The 15,543-nt window shown below is 75.6% G+C and carries 18 protein-coding genes; 9 read left to right on the top strand and 9 right to left on the bottom strand.

Annotation, left to right across the window (positions count from 1 at the left end):
• Positions 1–35: 35 nt before the first annotated feature.
• Positions 36–1,718 carry an MFS transporter gene (locus AC4OR8_RS02630; RefSeq protein WP_492164016.1) on the bottom strand — a complete coding sequence of 561 codons (1,683 nt, stop codon included), beginning with the start codon at positions 1,716–1,718 and terminating at the stop codon, positions 36–38.
• 119 nt (positions 1,719–1,837) lie between these two features.
• Here AC4OR8_RS02630 and AC4OR8_RS02635 point away from each other — a divergent pair, with 119 nt between their 5' ends.
• The gene (locus tag AC4OR8_RS02635) at positions 1,838–2,734 is read left to right on the top strand and encodes a MarR family winged helix-turn-helix transcriptional regulator (RefSeq protein ID WP_492164017.1); all 897 of its coding nucleotides are present in this window, start codon (positions 1,838–1,840) and stop codon (positions 2,732–2,734) included.
• 43 nt (positions 2,735–2,777) lie between these two features.
• On the opposite strand, the gene AC4OR8_RS02640 is transcribed toward AC4OR8_RS02635, so the two are convergent.
• Complete coding sequence (locus tag AC4OR8_RS02640) at positions 2,778–3,182, bottom strand: DUF4446 family protein (RefSeq protein ID WP_492164018.1); 405 nt, start codon at positions 3,180–3,182, stop codon at positions 2,778–2,780.
• A 23-nt stretch (positions 3,183–3,205) separates the two neighbouring features.
• Here AC4OR8_RS02640 and AC4OR8_RS02645 point away from each other — a divergent pair, with 23 nt between their 5' ends.
• The 6 genes from AC4OR8_RS02645 (at position 3,206) to AC4OR8_RS02670 (ending at position 9,132) form a co-directional block, all read left to right on the top strand.
• The gene (locus AC4OR8_RS02645) at positions 3,206–4,045 is read left to right on the top strand and encodes a prephenate dehydratase (protein WP_492164019.1); all 840 of its coding nucleotides are present in this window, start codon (positions 3,206–3,208) and stop codon (positions 4,043–4,045) included.
• Positions 4,042–4,743 (top strand): nickel pincer cofactor biosynthesis protein LarB, encoded by a 702-nt coding sequence (gene larB, locus AC4OR8_RS02650; protein ID WP_492164020.1) that lies wholly within the window; start codon positions 4,042–4,044, stop codon positions 4,741–4,743. The genes AC4OR8_RS02645 and larB overlap by 4 nt, the downstream gene beginning before the upstream one ends.
• 11 nt (positions 4,744–4,754) lie before the next feature.
• On the top strand, positions 4,755–5,987 hold the full coding sequence (larC, locus tag AC4OR8_RS02655) for a nickel pincer cofactor biosynthesis protein LarC (protein WP_492164021.1): 1,233 nt from the start codon (positions 4,755–4,757) through the stop codon (positions 5,985–5,987).
• A gap of 187 nt (positions 5,988–6,174) precedes the next feature.
• Positions 6,175–7,425 (top strand): arginine deiminase, encoded by a 1,251-nt coding sequence (locus AC4OR8_RS02660; protein ID WP_492164022.1) that lies wholly within the window; start codon positions 6,175–6,177, stop codon positions 7,423–7,425.
• 203 nt (positions 7,426–7,628) lie between these two features.
• Complete coding sequence (locus tag AC4OR8_RS02665) at positions 7,629–8,006, top strand: Crp/Fnr family transcriptional regulator (RefSeq protein WP_492164023.1); 378 nt, start codon at positions 7,629–7,631, stop codon at positions 8,004–8,006.
• 16 nt (positions 8,007–8,022) lie between these two features.
• A complete protein-coding gene (locus AC4OR8_RS02670; protein WP_492164024.1) occupies positions 8,023–9,132 on the top strand; it encodes an adenylate/guanylate cyclase domain-containing protein in 1,110 nt (369 codons plus the stop codon).
• A gap of 138 nt (positions 9,133–9,270) precedes the next feature.
• Here the strand turns inward: AC4OR8_RS02670 and AC4OR8_RS02675 are convergent, their stop codons facing one another.
• Both AC4OR8_RS02675 and AC4OR8_RS02680 read right to left on the bottom strand, forming a co-directional pair.
• Positions 9,271–10,233 (bottom strand): DUF5926 family protein, encoded by a 963-nt coding sequence (locus tag AC4OR8_RS02675; protein WP_492164025.1) that lies wholly within the window; start codon positions 10,231–10,233, stop codon positions 9,271–9,273.
• A 74-nt stretch (positions 10,234–10,307) separates the two neighbouring features.
• Positions 10,308–10,562, bottom strand: coding sequence for a hypothetical protein (locus AC4OR8_RS02680; protein WP_492164026.1), 255 nt, complete (start codon positions 10,560–10,562; stop codon positions 10,308–10,310).
• A gap of 117 nt (positions 10,563–10,679) precedes the next feature.
• Here AC4OR8_RS02680 and AC4OR8_RS02685 point away from each other — a divergent pair, with 117 nt between their 5' ends.
• Positions 10,680–11,546, top strand: a complete 867-nt coding sequence (locus AC4OR8_RS02685) for an Fpg/Nei family DNA glycosylase (protein ID WP_492164027.1) — start codon at positions 10,680–10,682, stop codon at positions 11,544–11,546.
• Between the two features lie 364 nt (positions 11,547–11,910).
• Here AC4OR8_RS02685 and AC4OR8_RS02690 read toward each other — a convergent pair whose 3' ends face one another.
• Positions 11,911–12,705 (bottom strand): class I SAM-dependent methyltransferase, encoded by a 795-nt coding sequence (locus tag AC4OR8_RS02690; protein WP_492164028.1) that lies wholly within the window; start codon positions 12,703–12,705, stop codon positions 11,911–11,913.
• 72 nt (positions 12,706–12,777) lie between these two features.
• Between AC4OR8_RS02690 and AC4OR8_RS02695 the strand changes: the two genes are divergently transcribed.
• Entirely contained in the window at positions 12,778–13,113 is a 336-nt protein-coding gene (locus AC4OR8_RS02695) for a rhodanese-like domain-containing protein (protein ID WP_492164029.1), read from the top strand.
• 10 nt (positions 13,114–13,123) lie between these two features.
• Here the strand turns inward: AC4OR8_RS02695 and AC4OR8_RS02700 are convergent, their stop codons facing one another.
• The 4 genes from AC4OR8_RS02700 to aat form a co-directional block, all read right to left on the bottom strand.
• Positions 13,124–13,669 (bottom strand): hypothetical protein, encoded by a 546-nt coding sequence (locus tag AC4OR8_RS02700; RefSeq protein ID WP_492164030.1) that lies wholly within the window; start codon positions 13,667–13,669, stop codon positions 13,124–13,126.
• 73 nt (positions 13,670–13,742) lie between these two features.
• The gene (locus AC4OR8_RS02705) at positions 13,743–14,321 is read right to left on the bottom strand and encodes a hypothetical protein (protein WP_492164031.1); all 579 of its coding nucleotides are present in this window, start codon (positions 14,319–14,321) and stop codon (positions 13,743–13,745) included.
• Positions 14,318–14,722: a hypothetical protein gene (locus tag AC4OR8_RS02710; RefSeq protein WP_492164032.1), complete on the bottom strand. Its 405-nt coding sequence runs from the start codon at positions 14,720–14,722 to the stop codon at positions 14,318–14,320. The genes AC4OR8_RS02705 and AC4OR8_RS02710 overlap by 4 nt, the downstream gene beginning before the upstream one ends.
• A gap of 107 nt (positions 14,723–14,829) precedes the next feature.
• Positions 14,830–15,513, bottom strand: coding sequence for a leucyl/phenylalanyl-tRNA--protein transferase (gene aat, locus AC4OR8_RS02715; RefSeq protein ID WP_492164033.1), 684 nt, complete (start codon positions 15,511–15,513; stop codon positions 14,830–14,832).
• Positions 15,514–15,543 lie beyond the last annotated feature (30 nt).

The following is a 15,543-nucleotide window of genomic DNA, read 5'->3' on the forward strand; positions in this document are numbered from 1 at the left end:
CCGGCTCGTCCTGCTCGACCGACGCGGGGCCCGCGCTACCGGTCCCCGGCGTCCGGGGACCCGGTGCGGTGGGCCGGGGCGCCCGGCGTGCCGCCGTGGTCGTCGACCTCCGCCGAGGGGGCGGGGGCGGACGGCGGGGCGCCGTGGGCGACGAAGTCGCGCTGGCGGATGAGCAGCAGGCACAGCACGCCGGAGACCAGGGCGATGCCGGCGCCGATGGCGGTGATGTGGTTGAGGGCGTCGACGACCGCGGAGGTGCCGGCGCCGCTGACCAGGTCGAAGGCGCGCTGGCCGGCGGCCGCGCCGCCGTCCTGCGCGGCGGCGGCCCGGGCGCTCTCGGCGGCGGCGCTCACCTGCCCGCCGGACAGCGCGGCGGTCAGGCCGGGCAGGGCCTGGTCGGGCACCTCGCCGGTGAGGTCGCCGGTGACGGCGTCGGCGATCTCGTTGCTGAAGATCGAGCCGAGGGCGGCGATGCCGGTGGCGATGCCGACCTGGCGGAAGGTCGAGTTGACGCCCGAGGCCATGCCCGAGCGCTCGGGGGTGACCACGCCGACGGCGGTGGAGGCCAGCGGCGGGTTGATCAGGCCGATGCCGAGGCCCGAGACGAGCAGGCCCGGGATGAGGTGGGTCCACGACGAGTCGTCCTCGATGCCGCCCACGAGCAGCAGCCCCACGCCCAGCACCAGGAACCCGGGCCCGATCAGCCACTTCGTCGGCACCTTCTCGGTGAGCCGGCCGGCCACCGCGGCGGCCACGAAGGAGGCGCCGGAGAGGAACAGGAACCGCACGCCGGTCTCGACGGCGGAGTAGCCCAGCACGTTCTGCACGTAGATGACGAGGTAGGCCAGCAGCGAGAAGATCGACGCCGAGACGCCGAACGCCGCGACCAGCCCGCCCACGAACGTGGGCTTGCGCAGCAGCCCGAGGTCGAGCATCGGGGCGCGCTGCACGACCTGGCTCACCAGGAAGACGGCGAGCAGCACCGCCGCGGCCACCAGGAAGCCGATGATGCGGGCGTCGCCCCAGCCGTCCTGGCCGGCCTCGATGAGGCCGTAGACCAGCGCGGCCAGCGCCAGGCTGAACGTGACGAACCCGAACCAGTCGGGCCGCCCGGCCGCGGGGTTGCGCGACTCCTCCACCCGCAGCAGCGTCACCGCCAGGGCCACCAGGCAGATCGGGATGTTGACGAAGAAGATCCAGCGCCACGACAGGCCGCTGGTGAGCACCCCGCCCAGCACCGGGCCGATGGCCACGGCCACACCGGTGGTGGCGCCGAACGCGCCGAACGCGACGCCCCGGTCACGACCGGTGTACGCCGTGGCGAGCAGCGCCAGCGCGGTGGCGAACATCGCGGCGCCGCCGATGCCCTGGAAGGCGCGGGCCAGCGTGAGCAGGAAGACGTCCTGGGCGGCGCCGCAGGCCACCGACCCGACGGTGAACAGCACCGTGCCGACGACGAACACCAGCCGCCGGCCGAACAGGTCGGCCAGCGACCCGGCGGTGAGCAGCAGCGCGGCCAGGCTCAGGGCGTAGGCGTCGATCACCCACTGCAGGTCGGAGAGCGAGGCGTCGAGCTCGCGCTGGATGTCGGGCAGCGCGACGTTCACGATCGTGATGTCGAGCAGCAGCATGAAGACGCCGGTGCAGACCGCGACGAGGGTCCACCACCGCGAGGTGGTGGTGGAGGCGGGGGCGGTCGCCGCCGACGAGTGGCTCATGGGTGCTCCTGGTCCGGTCCGGAGGTGGTTGCGACGAACAATCAACTACTTAATGATTACCCGGTGTACGGTACTCCCCGGAGCCCGGTGGTCAAGCGGGCCGAGTGGAGGAGGTGGCGGTGGTGGGCCTGGTCGACGACCCCACCGGCCTCGAGGCCAGCCGCACGCTGCTCCCCGCGCTCGCCGGGCTGCCCGGTCACCTGCTGTGGCGCGCCGCCGCCCGGGTCACCCTCACCGTGGCCGAGACGCTGCCACCCGGCGTCGACCTGCACACCTGGGCCGCGCTGCTGGCCCTCGACGGCGGCGTGGCCCGCTCGCAGCAGGACCTCGCCCGGGCCGTGGCGGTCAGCCGCACCACCATGGTCAAGGTGGGCGCCGCGCTGGCGGCCCAGGGCCTGGCCGAGCGGGTGCGCAACCCCGCCGACCGCCGTTCCTACGCCCTGACCCGCACCCCCGCCGGCGCGGTGGCCGTCGTCGCGTGGCAGGACCACGTGCAGGCCGTCGAGGACGCCGTGACCGCCGGTCTCGACGCCGACGGGCGCGCCGAGCTGCGTGCGCTGCTGCGCCGCACCGCCGGCCCCGACCTCGCCGAGGAGACCCCGGCGCCCCTGCTCGGCAGCGTCTGCTTCCTCCTCGTGCGCACCCACCACCGCATGCACGCCGCCTTCGCCTCGGCGCTGGGTCCGCTCGGGGTGGAGCCGCGCCACCTCGGGGCGCTGCTGGCCCTGCGCGCGCTCGGCCCGGTGCCGCAGGCCGAGCTGGCGCGCAGCCTCGGCGTCAGCGCGGCCACGACGGTGCAGCTGGCCGACGACCTGGAGGCCCGCGGCCTGCTGGAGCGCCGCCGGGACGCCGGCGACCGGCGTACGCAGCTGCTGCACCTGCTGCCGGGAGCCGCCGACGTGACGACGTCCGCGGGCCGCACGGTCGCTGCCGTGGCGGCCGAGCACCTCGGGCTCGACGCCGACGGCACGACGCGCCTGGTGGCGCTGCTGGGCGTGGTGGTCACCGCCCCCTGAGGGCCGCCTGTCGGTCTGTCTGCCGGTCGGCCTGCCGGACCGCTCAGCGGCGCGCGGGACGGGCGGAGGAGACGGCCTCGTCCTCCTCGGGCGACAGCTGCTGCTCGCAGCGCCACGCCGTGACGGTCTTGGCGTAGGTGCGGGCCTCGCTGCGTCCGTGGATCGAGGTGAGCACGACGCCGTCGCCGCCGTCGTCGAGCAGCGCCAGCGACCACGACAGGTGCCCGCCCATGTCACCGAAGGCGTCGTAGCGCACCACCGAGAGGTGGCGCAGGGCGTCGGCGGCCTCGGTGCGCAGCGCGGCGACCTCCCGGCGCAGTCCCTCGACGTCGGCGGGCAGGGCCTCGCCGTCACCCGCCGGGGCCGACGTCGTGCGGCGCAGGGCCACCACGGCCACGGCCACCGCCGCGAGGGCGACCACCAGGGAGAGCACGACGACGACGTTCACGTCGCTCAACCTAAACTGCGCGGGTGCCGAACCAGCGACGCATCGCCTACCAGGGCGAGCCGGGAGCCAACTCCCACATCGTGTGCCAGGAGCAGTACCCCGGGTGGGAGGCGCTGGCCTGCGCGTCGTTCGAGGACGTCTTCGCCGCCGTCGAGCAGGGCGAGGCCGACCTGGCGATGATCCCGATCGACAACTCGCTGGCCGGGCGGGTCGCCGACATCCACCACTTCCTGCCCGACTCGGGGCTGCACATCGTCGGCGAGCACTTCCTGCGCATCCGCTTCCACCTGATGGCGGCGCCCGGCGCGACGCTGGCCTCGATCCGCACGGTGCACAGCCACGTGCACGCGCTGGGCCAGTGCCGCCGGGTCATCCGCGAGCACGGGCTGACGCCGGTGATCTCCGGCGACACCGCCGGCGCGGCCCGGGAGGTCGCCGAGGCCGCCGACCCCACGCAGGCCGCGATCTCCCCGCCGCTGGCCGCCACGATCTACGGCCTCGAGGTGCTCGCCGAGGACGTGGAGGACGAGGACCACAACACGACCCGCTTCGTGGTGCTCTCGCGCGACCTGGTGGAGCCCTCCCCCGGCTCCGGGCGCATCGTGACCAGCTTCGTCTTCAACGTGCGCAACCTGCCCTCGGCGCTCTACAAGGCGCTGGGCGGCTTCGCCACGAACGGCGTCAACATGACCAAGCTGGAGAGCTACATGGTGGGCGGGCAGTTCACCGCCACCCAGTTCCTCGCCGAGGTCGACGGCCACCCCGACGACCCCGGCCTGGCCCGCGCGCTCGAGGAGCTGGCGTTCTTCACCACCGACGTGAAGGTGCTCGGCGTCTACCCCGCCGACGCGTTCCGCTCATGACCACGCCCGGGGGCGCCGACGACGCCCGCACCGCCGACCTGGGCTTCGCCCGCCTCGACCTCGACCGCGCCGCACGCACCGGCGACCCCGAGGTCGTCTTCGGCCAGGGCAAGACCCCCGAGCAGGTCGTGGCCATCCTGGCCGCCCTGCACGCCCAGCACCCCGACCGCGCCGTGCTCGCCACCCGGCTGGCGCCCGAGGCCCTCGCCGCGGTGGCCGCCGACCTGCCCGAGGCCACCGTGCACGCCGTGGCGCGCGCGGCCACGCTGGGGCCGCTGCCCACACCGTCCGGCACCGTCGCGATCGTCAGCGCCGGCACCTCCGACGCACCCGTCGCCGCCGAGGCCGAGCTCACCGTGCGGGTGCACGGCGGCGGCGTCGACCGCATCGACGACGTGGGCGTGGCCGGGCTCCACCGGCTGCTCGCCGTGCGCGACCGCCTCGACGCCGCCGACTGCCTCGTGGTCGTCGCCGGCATGGAGGGCGCGCTGCCGTCGGTGGTGGGCGGGCTCGTGGGCGTGCCGCTGGTGGCCTGCCCCACCTCGGTCGGGTACGGCGCCTCGCTGGGCGGGGTCACCCCCCTGCTGGCCATGCTGAGCTCCTGCGCGCCCGGGGTGAGCGTGGTCAACATCGACAACGGGTACGGCGCCGGCGTGTTCGCGGCCCGGGTCGCCCGTCGCGCGGCGCCCCGCCCGTGACCTCCGCCTCCGTGTCCGACTCCGGGTCCGCTGCCGGGTCCGCTGCGGCTGCCACCACGGTCTGGGTCGACGCGTCGTCCGGCGCCTCGGGCGACATGCTGCTCGGGGCGCTGCTCGACTCCGGGGTGCCGCTGGCCGTGCTGCAGCAGGCCGTCGACGTGGTGGCGCCCGAGCCGGTGGCGCTGCGGGTCGAGCGGGTGCACCGTGCCGGGCTGATCGCGACGCGCTGCCACGTGGAGGTGGGCGACAGCGCCACCCACCGCACCTGGACCGACGTACGCGCGCTGCTGGGGGCCGCCCCGCTGGCGCCGGCCGTGCGCGGCCGGGCGCTGGCGGTCTTCGCGCGGCTGGCCGAGGCGGAGGGCGCCGTGCACGGCCGTCCTGCCGACGAGGTGCACTTCCACGAGGTCGGCGCGCTCGACGCGATCGCCGACGTGGTGGGGGTGTGCGCGGGCTTCGCCCACCTCGGCGCGCCGGAGGTGGTGGTCAGCCCGGTCGCTGTCGGCTCCGGCACGGTTCGCGCCGCCCACGGCGCGCTGCCGGTGCCGCCGCCCGCGGTCGCCCGGCTGCTGCTCGGCGTGCCGTCGTGGGCCGGCCCGCCCGGCGCTCCCGCCGCCGAGCTGTGCACCCCCACCGGCGCCGCGCTGCTCACCGCGCTCGCCACCGGCTGGGGCCCGCAGCCGGCGATGACCACCTCCGCGATCGGCGTCGGCGCGGGCGGGCGCGACCCCGCGGGCCACGCCAACGTGCTGCGCCTGCTCGTCGGCGCGGCGCCCTCCGCGTCGCCGGCAGCTCCCGCGACGACCACCGAGGTGGTGCTGGAGACCAACGTCGACGACCTCGACCCGCGGGTGTGGCCGGGGGTGCTCGACGCGCTGCTGGCCGCCGGCGCGGCCGACGCGTGGCTCGCGCCGGTGCTGATGAAGAAGGGGCGCCCGGCCCACACGCTGTCGGTGCTGGCGCGGCCCGAGCGCGTCGACGCCGTGCGGGCGGTGCTGGTGCGTGAGACCTCCGCCATCGGCCTGCGCGAGCACGCCGTCACCAAGCACGCCCTCCCGCGCGCCACCACGACCGTCGAGGTCGGCGGGCAGACGGTGTCGGTGAAGCTGTCCTCGCTCGACGGCCGGGTCGTCACCGCGCAGCCCGAGTGGGACGACGTCGAGCGGGCCGCCCGCGCGCTGGGCCGCCCCGCCCGCGACGTGCTCGCCGAGGCCGCCGCGCTGGCCCGCGGCCTGCTCGGCTGACCCCGCGTCGCCGTCCCGACGCGCTGGGAGCCGGAGTCGGACGGGCAGTGCCCGCGCGCCGTGGGCCGCTGCGACGCAGCCACGGGGCCCGCGCACCGGCGTCCGGGCCCGGCGTGCGGCACTGCCCGTCCGGCTCCGCGCGGTGGCGCCCGCCGCACCGCCCGACGCACCTCTCTAGGGTGAGGCCATGACCTCGAGCGCCACGGAGAACCCCACGCACTACGCCGACAGCGAGGTCGGTCGGCTGCGCACGGTGATGCTGCACCGCCCCGGCGACGAGCTGAAGCGCCTCACCCCGCGCAACAACGACCGGCTGCTCTTCGACGGGCTGCCGTGGGTGTCCCGCGCCCAGGAGGAGCACGACGCGTTCGCCGAGGCGCTGCGCGCGCGCGACGTGGAGGTGCTCTACCTCACCGAGCTGCTCGCCGAGACCCTCGCCAGCGAGTCGGCGCGCGACCACGCCATCTCCACCGGCCTGTCCGGGCTCCACCTCGGCGACACCCTGCGCACCTACCTGGCCCACGCCCTGCGCGACGCGTCGCCGACGGAGCTGGCCGGCCACCTCACCGCCGGCATCCGCAACGACGAGGTGCGCGGCGGCCACGGCCTGGTCACCTCGCTGCTGGCCAGCGACGACTTCCTGGTCGACCCGCTGCCCAACCTGCTGTTCACCCGCGACTCCAGCGTCTGGATCCGCGACCGGGTGGCGATCACGTCGCTGGCGATGCCGGCGCGACGCCGCGAGACCCAGCTCACCGAGCTGATCTACGCCGAGCACCCGCGCTTCGCCGGCTCGCCGCGCATCCACGGCTGGCACGCCGAGCACGTCGAGGGCGGCGACGTGCTGCTGCTGGCCCCCGGCGTCATCGCCATCGGGGTCGGCGAGCGCACCACCGCGGCCGGCGCCGAGTCGCTGGCGCGCCAGGCCCTGCACGCGGGGCTGGCCCACACCGTGCTGGCGGTGCCGATCGCCCAGGAGCGGGCCACCATGCACCTCGACACGATCTGCACGCTCGTCGACGTCGACAAGATCGTGATGTACCCCAACGTCGCCCACGACCTGCAGGCCTACACCGTCACGCTGGCCTCCGAGGCCGGTGCGGACGCCGACGACGCCGACCTCGAGCTGCGCGTCTCAGCGCCGCGCCCGTTCCTGGAGGCCGCCGCCACCGCGATGGGCATCGACCAGCTCCACCAGATCGACACCGGGCTCGACCCCGTCACCGCCGAGCGCGAGCAGTGGGACGACGGCAACAACACCCTCGCCCTCGCCCCCCGGGTCGCCGTGGCCTACGAGCGCAACGACGAGACCAACGCCCGCCTCGAGGACGCCGGCATCGAGGTCGTCCGCATCGCCGGCTCCGAGCTCGGCTCCGGTCGCGGCGGTCCGCGCTGCATGAGCTGTCCCGTCACCCGCGACCCGCTGCCCGCCGGCTGAGGCACCGCCGACCCGCTGTAACGCGCAGTCAGGAGCTCTGCTGCCCCGTCGTGACGGGGCAGCAGAACGGACAACTGCGCGTTACAACGGTCGAACCGGTCCGGCCCGTGGGCACGCGGCGACGGTCCTTGCCTGCGCCCCGACACTCGGGGAGGATCCGCGCGGGAGCACCACGCGACACGTACGCATCAGGAAGGCACCTCATGGCCGACTCGTTCTTCAGCGCCTTCACTCCGGCGCAGATCGCCAAGATCAGCGCCCACGGCACCCGGGTCAACCTGCCGGAGGGGTGGTCGCCGATCTGGGAGCGCACCCCGGCCGACAAGGCGTACGTCATCCTCAGCGGCACCGTCTCGGTGCGGCACAAGGGCGAGGAGATCGCCCAGCTCGGCGAGGGCGACATCATGGGCGAGGCGGCGCTGGTCAACCACTCGCTGCGCACCGCCAGCATCGTGGCGCTGACCCCGCTCGAGCTCATCCACTTCACCGACGAGGCCATCGGCCGCCTGCGCGTGGAGATGCCGAAGTTCCAGGACGCGCTCGAGGCCGTGGCCCGCGAGCGGTTCGGCGACAAGTCCTGACCCGGCGCGCGGCCGCGTGAGCGACGACGGGCCCGGCGAGCTGCCGGCACCGGTGGCCGCGGCCCTGGAGCCGCTGGAGGAGTACCTGCTCGGCGAGCGCCCCAGCCTGACCCGCCGCGAGGTGGCCGAGCAGGCGCAGGTGCCCCTCGAGCTGGCCGAGGAGCTGTGGCGGCTGCTCGGCTTCCCCACCACCGCCGACGACGACGTGGCGTTCACGCCCGCCGACGTGCAGGCGCTGCGCTGGAGCACCGACCTGGTGCGCCTTGGCGTCCTCAGCCCGGAGCGGCAGTCGGCGCTGGTACGCACCTGGGGCCGGTCCTACGCCCGGCTCGCGGAGTGGCAGGCGGCGCTGCTGGCCGACGTGGCCCTCGGGGTCGGCGACGGGGCCGGCGACGGGGCGGGCGACGGGGCGGGCGACGGGGCGGGCACGGCTCCCGGCCGCGACCCCGCCGAGACGCTGGCGGTGCTGGCCACCGAGGCGCTGGAGCGGGTGGAGCACCTGCAGTCCTACGTGTGGCGCCGCCACCTCGCCTCGGCCACCGGCCGGCTGCTCGCCGTCGCCTCGCCCGGCAGCCCCGCGACGTCGCTGGCGGTGTGCTTCGTCGACATCGTCGGCTACACGTCCCGGTCGAAGGCGCTGGACGACGCCGCCCTGGTCGCCTGGCTGGAGGGCTTCGAGGCGGCGTGCAGCGATCTGGTGGTGCAGGCCGGCGGCCGCGTCATCAAGAACATCGGCGACGAGGTGCTGTTCGTGGCCGACGACGTCCGCGCCGCGGTCGACGTGGCGCTGGCGATGGCCGCCCGCGGTGACGACCCCGACGACGACTTCCCCGCCGTGCGCGCCGGCGTCGCCGCCGGCGACGTGGTGAGCCGCCTCGGCGACGTCTTCGGCCCCACCGTCAACATCGCCTCCCGGCTGACGTCGGTGGCCCGCCCCGGCGCCGTGCTGCTCGACCAGGGCGCCCACGACGCGCTCACCGGCCGGGTCACCGACGCGGCGCTCGACGACCACGCCCACGAGGACCACGACGACGGCGGCGCGTCGCCGTACCGGCTGCGGCGGCTGCGGCGGATCTCGGTCAAGGGCTACAGCCGGCTCACGGCGTACGTCGTGCGCCGGCGGTGAGCCCGCCCGGTCGCCGCTGCGGCGGCGTACCCGGCGTACCCGGCTCACCTGTCGGCCCGGAGCCGCACCTGTCGGCCGGTGCGACGGCCGACAGGTGCGGGTTTCACCAGCCGGCTGGTGAAACCCGCGGCCCCGCCCCTAGCGCAGGGTCACCTGGCGGTTGGCGAGGCCGTTGCGCGCGGAGCGCTCGTCGGGGGTGAGCGGGGAGTCGTCGGCCAGGGCGGTGGCGAGGTCGGCGGCGAACCGGGCCGCGGGGTCCTCGAGGGCCTCGGGGCCGGTGCCGAGCGGCAGGTCCCAGACCGGGGCGAGCAGGCCGTGGGCGCGGAACATGCCGACCAGCCGGGCGTCGGGGGCGATCACGTCCTTGCCGGCGGCGTGCAGGCGGGCCAGGGCGTCGAGCAGCTGGTCCTCGGGCTCGGGCATCACCCAGCGCAGGTGCTCCTTGGTGCCGACGTCGGTCCAGTAGGCGCCCTCGACCTGGGTGAGCCGCGCGGTCGGGCTGGCGGCGGCGTTGGCCTGCTCGAGGGCGGCACCCATGCCCTCGGTGTCCTCGACGTCGGCGATCCAGTAGTCGAAGCCGTCGTGCACGGTGACGTCGAGGGTGTCGCCGGTGACCAGGTCCTGCAGGCGGGGTCCGGGACCGGGGTCGCCGGTGATGCCGACCAGGCCGGCCTCGCCGCGATCGGCCTGCTCCAGCGCGGCCGTCAGCACGGCGCCGAGGTCGCGGGCGGGGTCGCCGAAGCCGTGCTGCACCTGCAGGCCCAGCCACACCGCACCCGAGTCGCGCACCATCGCCGGCGCCGCCATCGGCAGCAGCGAGCACAGCGTGACCTCGCGCCCGGCGCCGACCTCGAGGTCGTCGCGCAGGGTGAGCGGCGCCGTACCGGCCGGCACCAGCTCGCGCAGCGCGATCACGTCGCACTCCGACGGCAGGCCCTCGAAGGGCCGGTTGACGAACGCCGGCGCCGGGCCGCCGGGGGCTCCGTGGCACGCCTTGTAGCGCTTGCCGGAGCCGCAGGGGCAGGGCTGGCGCGGGCCGACCTCGCCCGCCGTGGCCGAGGGGGTGGTGTCGCGGGCCTTCGTGCGGGACTTCTTCGCCATGGCGGCAACCTACAAGGCCCGGCCCGGTGACCGTCGGTCGCGGGTGGGCCGGCGGGGGCCGGGCGGTGGGGCGCTCAGGCCGGTACGGCGGCGTCGCGGCGACGCACGGCCACGGTGTAGGCGCGGTCGAGGCCGGCGCGCAGCGTCTCGATCATGTCGGGCACGTCGTCGACGGGCAGCCGGAACGACCCGGCGCACACGTCGTCGCGCCACAACGACAGGACCACCACGTCGACCTCGGGGTGCCAGGTGACGCGCAGGGCGCGGTCGCCGCCGCGGGCGTCGAGGAAGATCGACCCCGTCTGTGGCAGCGGCCGGGTGCGGGTCATCGCTCCATCATGGGCGCCGACGCGGCGTCTGTCACGGGGTCAGCCACGGGGTCTGCCACGGGCCCTACCCGGGCGCAGGCGCCCCGGGGACGCCGTACCGGCCCCTAGACTGGCGCCGTGCCCGAGCTGCCCGAGGTCGAGGCGCTGGCCCTGGACCTCCGGGGTCGGCTCGACGGCCGTGCCATCGTCACCGTCCACGTCGCGGCGTTCAGCGCCCTGAAGACCTTCGACCCGCCGCTGTCGGCGCTGGAGGGCACGCTGGTCGACGACGTCACCCGGCACGGCAAGTACCTCGACATCGACGCCTCCGGCCTCCACCTCGTGCTCCACCTCGCCCGCGCCGGGTGGGTGCGCTGGCGCGACGAGGTGCCGACGATCCCGCCGAAGCCGAGCACGAAGTCGACGCTGGCGGTGCGGATCGTGCTCGACGACGGCTCCGGGCTGGACGTCACCGAGGCCGGCACCCGCAAGAGCCTGGCGATGTACGTCGTCCGCGACCCCCTCGACGTGCCCGGCCTGGCGACCCTCGGGCCCGACCCGCTCGAGGACGGCTTCACCGTCGAGGTGCTCGACGCGATCCTGCAGCGCGAGGGCCGCAAGCAGGTCAAGGGCGTGCTGCGCCACCAGGGCACGATCGCCGGCATCGGCAACGCCTACTCCGACGAGATCCTGCACGCCGCGCGGATGTCGCCGTACAAGCCGGCCAACAGCCTCACCGAGGACGAGCTCACCACGCTCTACACCGCGCTGCGCACCACCATCGGCGACGCCGTGGCGCGCTCGCGCGGGCTGGCGGCCAGCGAGCTGAAGGGCGAGAAGAAGTCGCACCTCGCCGTGCACGGCCGCGCCGGCCAGCCCTGCCCGGTCTGCGGCGACACGGTGCGGGAGGTGTCGTTCGCCGACTCCAGCCTGCAGTACTGCGCCACCTGCCAGACCGGCGGCAAGCCGCTGGCCGACCGGCGGCTGAGCAAGCTGCTGAAGTAGTCCGCCGCCGGGGCCGTGCCCTACGCGAGGCGCGACGCGACGCGACGCGGCGCGGCGCGGCGCGGCGCGGCGCGGCGCGTGCACCCTGCACCGGGGTCGTGTGCCCCATGACGCGGCCTAGCGCGTTCCCAGGCACACGACCCTCCCCCCTCGGGCGGTCACCCTCAGCGGTCTCGACCCGCCTCGTCCAGCGGGCCTCCGTGCTGCTCACCACCGGGGTCGTGTGCCCCACGACGCGGCCCAGCGCGCCCTCAGGCACACGACCCTGCCCGCACCCCAGCGAAACCCCGCGGGGTCTCCATACGCCACGTCGCCGGCGCTCCACGGCACTCGACCGGCGAGGCTCCGCGCCCCACCACCGGCGTCAGGGGGCGGTGCCGACGCCGAGGACGGCGCGGGTGTCGAGCCGCAGCCGACCGTCGACCACCAGCTCGGCCGCGCGGCGGTCGTGCTCGGCGCGGAGCCGGGCCAGGGTGGTGGCGTCCTGCGCGACGACGGTGCGCCCGATGCCGCCGATGCCGGCGGCGGCGCCGCGCCACAGGGCGTCGGGCTCGGCGTCGTGGGTCCAGGCCAGGGTCTCGGTGCGCACGTCGACCAGCCCGGCGCCGCGCAGCAGTGCCGCGAGGCCGTCGGGGGTGCGGGCGAAGTCGCGCTCGGGGGGCAGGCCCACCGACGCGGGCACCACCGCCCCGGCCGCCGCGAGCGCCCCGGCCCACAGCCGCGACTGCACGTTCTGCCCCGACGGCCAGATCGTCACCACCACGGGTGCCCCCGGCGCGGCCACCCGGGCGAGCTCGGCGACGGCCGCGCGCGGGTCGTCGACGTGGTTGACCACGAAGCAGGCGACCACGGCGTCGTACGCCGCCGCCGGCAGCGGCAGCGCGGGCAGTGCCGCGGCGACGTGCTCGGCCTGCGGGGCCGCTTGCGCAGCGAGGCGGCGCATGTCGGGCTCGGGCTCCACCGCGGTCACCCGGGCGCCGGCGGCGACCAGTCGCGCCGCGAGCACGCCGGTGCCGGCGCCCACGTCGAGCACCCGGGGAGCAGCGACCCGTCCGAGCGCGGCGGCCTCGACCACGGCGTCGTGCACGCCCGCGCACAGCGGGGCGAAGGTGTCGGCGTACGCCTCGGCGACCTCGGACCAGCCGGTGCCCTCGCTCATCGCGGCACCGTAGCGCGCGTCTAGGCTGGCGCCTGTGCAGGCACTCCCCCACGACAGGCACGAGGTGGCTCGATGAACGGCATCCCGACGGTGGGCGTCGACGGCGTCCCCGACCCGCTCCCGGCGGGTCTGCACGTGCTCGACGTTCGCGAGCCCGAGGAGTGGCTGCGCGGCCACATCGAGGGCGCGGCGCACATCCCGCTGATGGACCTGCCGCAGCGTCTCGCCGAGGTGCCCGACGGCCAGACGCTGGTGGTGTGCAAGGTCGGCGGGCGCTCGGCGCAGGCCGTCGGCTACCTCGCCCAGCAGGGTCACGACGTCGTCAACCTCGACGGCGGCATGCTCGACTGGCAGGCCGCCGGACGGCCGATGGTCAGCGAGGACGGTCAGCCGCCGCAGGTCCTCTGACCCGCTCGGCTCACTCCGCGGGCGCGGACGACGCCGTGCCGGCGCAGGCCGTGCTGACGTAGGACACGAAGGCCGTGACCTGCGACTTCTCGGCCTTGTCGAGGTCGAAGTCCTCCACCTCGGCGAGCTCGTCGGCGGTGAGGTCGGGGTCGACGGCCTGCAGCTCGGCGAGGTAGACGTCGTAGCCCTTCGCGGCGGCGGCGGGCGCGTCGTCGGGCACCTCGGCCTCAGCGAGCGCCTCGGCGAACGTCGCCACGTCGGCGCCGTCCTCGAGCGCCTCCACGCTGCCGAGCGCGACGCACAGCCCCTCCGCCCCGCCAGCGCCAGCCGACGGGTCCGCCGACGGGTCCGCCGACGCCGAGCCCGACTCCGACCCCGCCTCGGGCGTCGCCGACGACGACGTCGACGACGACGTCGACTCCGACGGCTCGGACCCCGCGGAGTCGGCGTCGTCGGAGCCGCACGCCGTCAGCAGGGTGGCGCTCAGTGCCAGACCGGCCAGGGCCAGCGGGGCGCGAACGGTGCGGCGAGGGGACGACGAGGTGGGGAAGCGCATGGGTTCGAGCCTGCCACGCGCGCCTGAGAGCAGCCTGGGCGGGCGCTGTGGTCCCCGCCCAGGGCTCGAACCGCTACCGCTCGGGCGGCTCGACGATGTCGATGCTCGGCACGTCCAGGCTGGGGAGGTCGATGCTGGGCACGTCGCTCGGCGGCGCGATGCTGACGTCGACGCTGGGCAGGTCGCTCGGCACCTCCACGCTGGGCAGGTCGCTGGGCACGCCCAGCTCGTCGCTGCACTCGCTGCCGGCCCACGTGAACAGGTCGCCGACCCGCTCCTCCTCCTCCGCCGTGGTCTCGGGGTCGGCCTGCGCCAGGTCCTCGGCCGAGGCGTCCTCCGGCAGGGACTCGACGACCCTGGTCATCACCTCGAGGCCCGACCGGGCGTCGTCGGGCATCTCCGCGGGGGCACCCGCCTCCACGAGCTCGGCCAGGGAGTCCCGCGCCGCTGCGACGTCGTCCTCGTCGCCGCTGGCGGCGTCGCTGAGCGAGGCGAACCGGTCGCAGAACTCCGCGACCGACGGCGGGTCGGCCGCGTCGCCGGAGTCACCGGAGTCACCGGAGCCGCCCGAGCCGCCGCTGCAGCCGGTGACCAGCACCGTCAGGACGGCGGCAGCGGCGTACGACGCGCCACGGCGCGGGCGAGCAGTCACTCGCAGGTCTCGGACTGGTAGTCGCCGAACGCGTCGACCTTCTCCTGGTCGGCGTCGCTGACGTCCTCACCGAAGGTCTGCAGGTCCTCGGCGGTGGCGTCGTCGTCGATGTCGGAGATCGTGGAGAGCGCGATCTCGTAGCCCTCGCGCGCGTCCTCGGGCATGTCCTCGGGGGTGCCGGTCTCCTCGAACTTCTCGGCGGCGTCCTTCACCGCGGAGATCTGCTCGGAGGTCTCGGCCTCGGGGTCGACCTCGGTGAAGGACTGCTCGAAGTCCTCGACCGCGCTGCAGAACTCCTCCTCCGTGGCGGCGGGCGGCGCGGACTCTCCGCCGTCACCACCGCAGCCGCTGGCGAGGCCGGCGACGAGGGCGAGGCTCGCGACGAGAAGGGAAGGCTTCATGAGGTGGGGCTCCTGACGGTGCGGACGACGGTGGGGCTGGAACGTGTGCTGCCACCCTGCCCCACCGGCCACCGGATCATGCGCGCCGCCCCCCGGAAGTGCCGGTTTCACCCCTGCGGGTCGTCGAACGCCGCCGGCAGCGGACAGGCGGCCGCCCGGGCCAGCCGCTCCAGGTACGTCGCCCGGTCGACGGTCACCACCCCGAGGCTGGCGAGGTGCTCGGTGCGCCACTGCACGTCGAGCAGGCGACCGGGGCAGTCGTCGCGCAGCAGGTCGACCAGGCCCACCAGCGCCACCTTCGAGGCGTCGCGCACGTGGTGGAACATCGACTCACCGGCGAACAGCCCCCCGGTCGCCACGCCGTACAGCCCGCCCACCAGGCGGTCGTCCTGCCACGCCTCCACCGAGTGGGCCCAGCCCAGCTCGTGCAGCCGCAGGTACGCCGCGCGCACCCGCGCGTCGATCCAGCCCTGCGGACGGCGGGGGTCGGCGCAGGCGGCGACGACCTCGGCGAAGGCGGAGTCGACGCGGATCTCGAAGTCGCGGCACGCACGCCGCAGCGAGCGCGACACGCGCAGCCCGTCGAGCGGGAGCACCCCGCGCTCCACCGGGCAGAACCAGTACATCGGGTCGCGGCGCCGCCCCGACGGCATCGGGAACAGGCCCTGGCGGTAGGCGGCGAGCAGCGTGCCGGGCTCGAGGTCGGCACCCACCCCGACCAGGTCGTCGTCGTCCGGGAAGCGCCCGGGGTCGCCGAAGGACCAGGACGTGGGTGGGGGCTCGACGGGCACGCGCCGACGGTAGCCTCCGTACGATGTAAG

This window comes from Nocardioides sp. FY1077 (genome assembly GCF_058681775.1).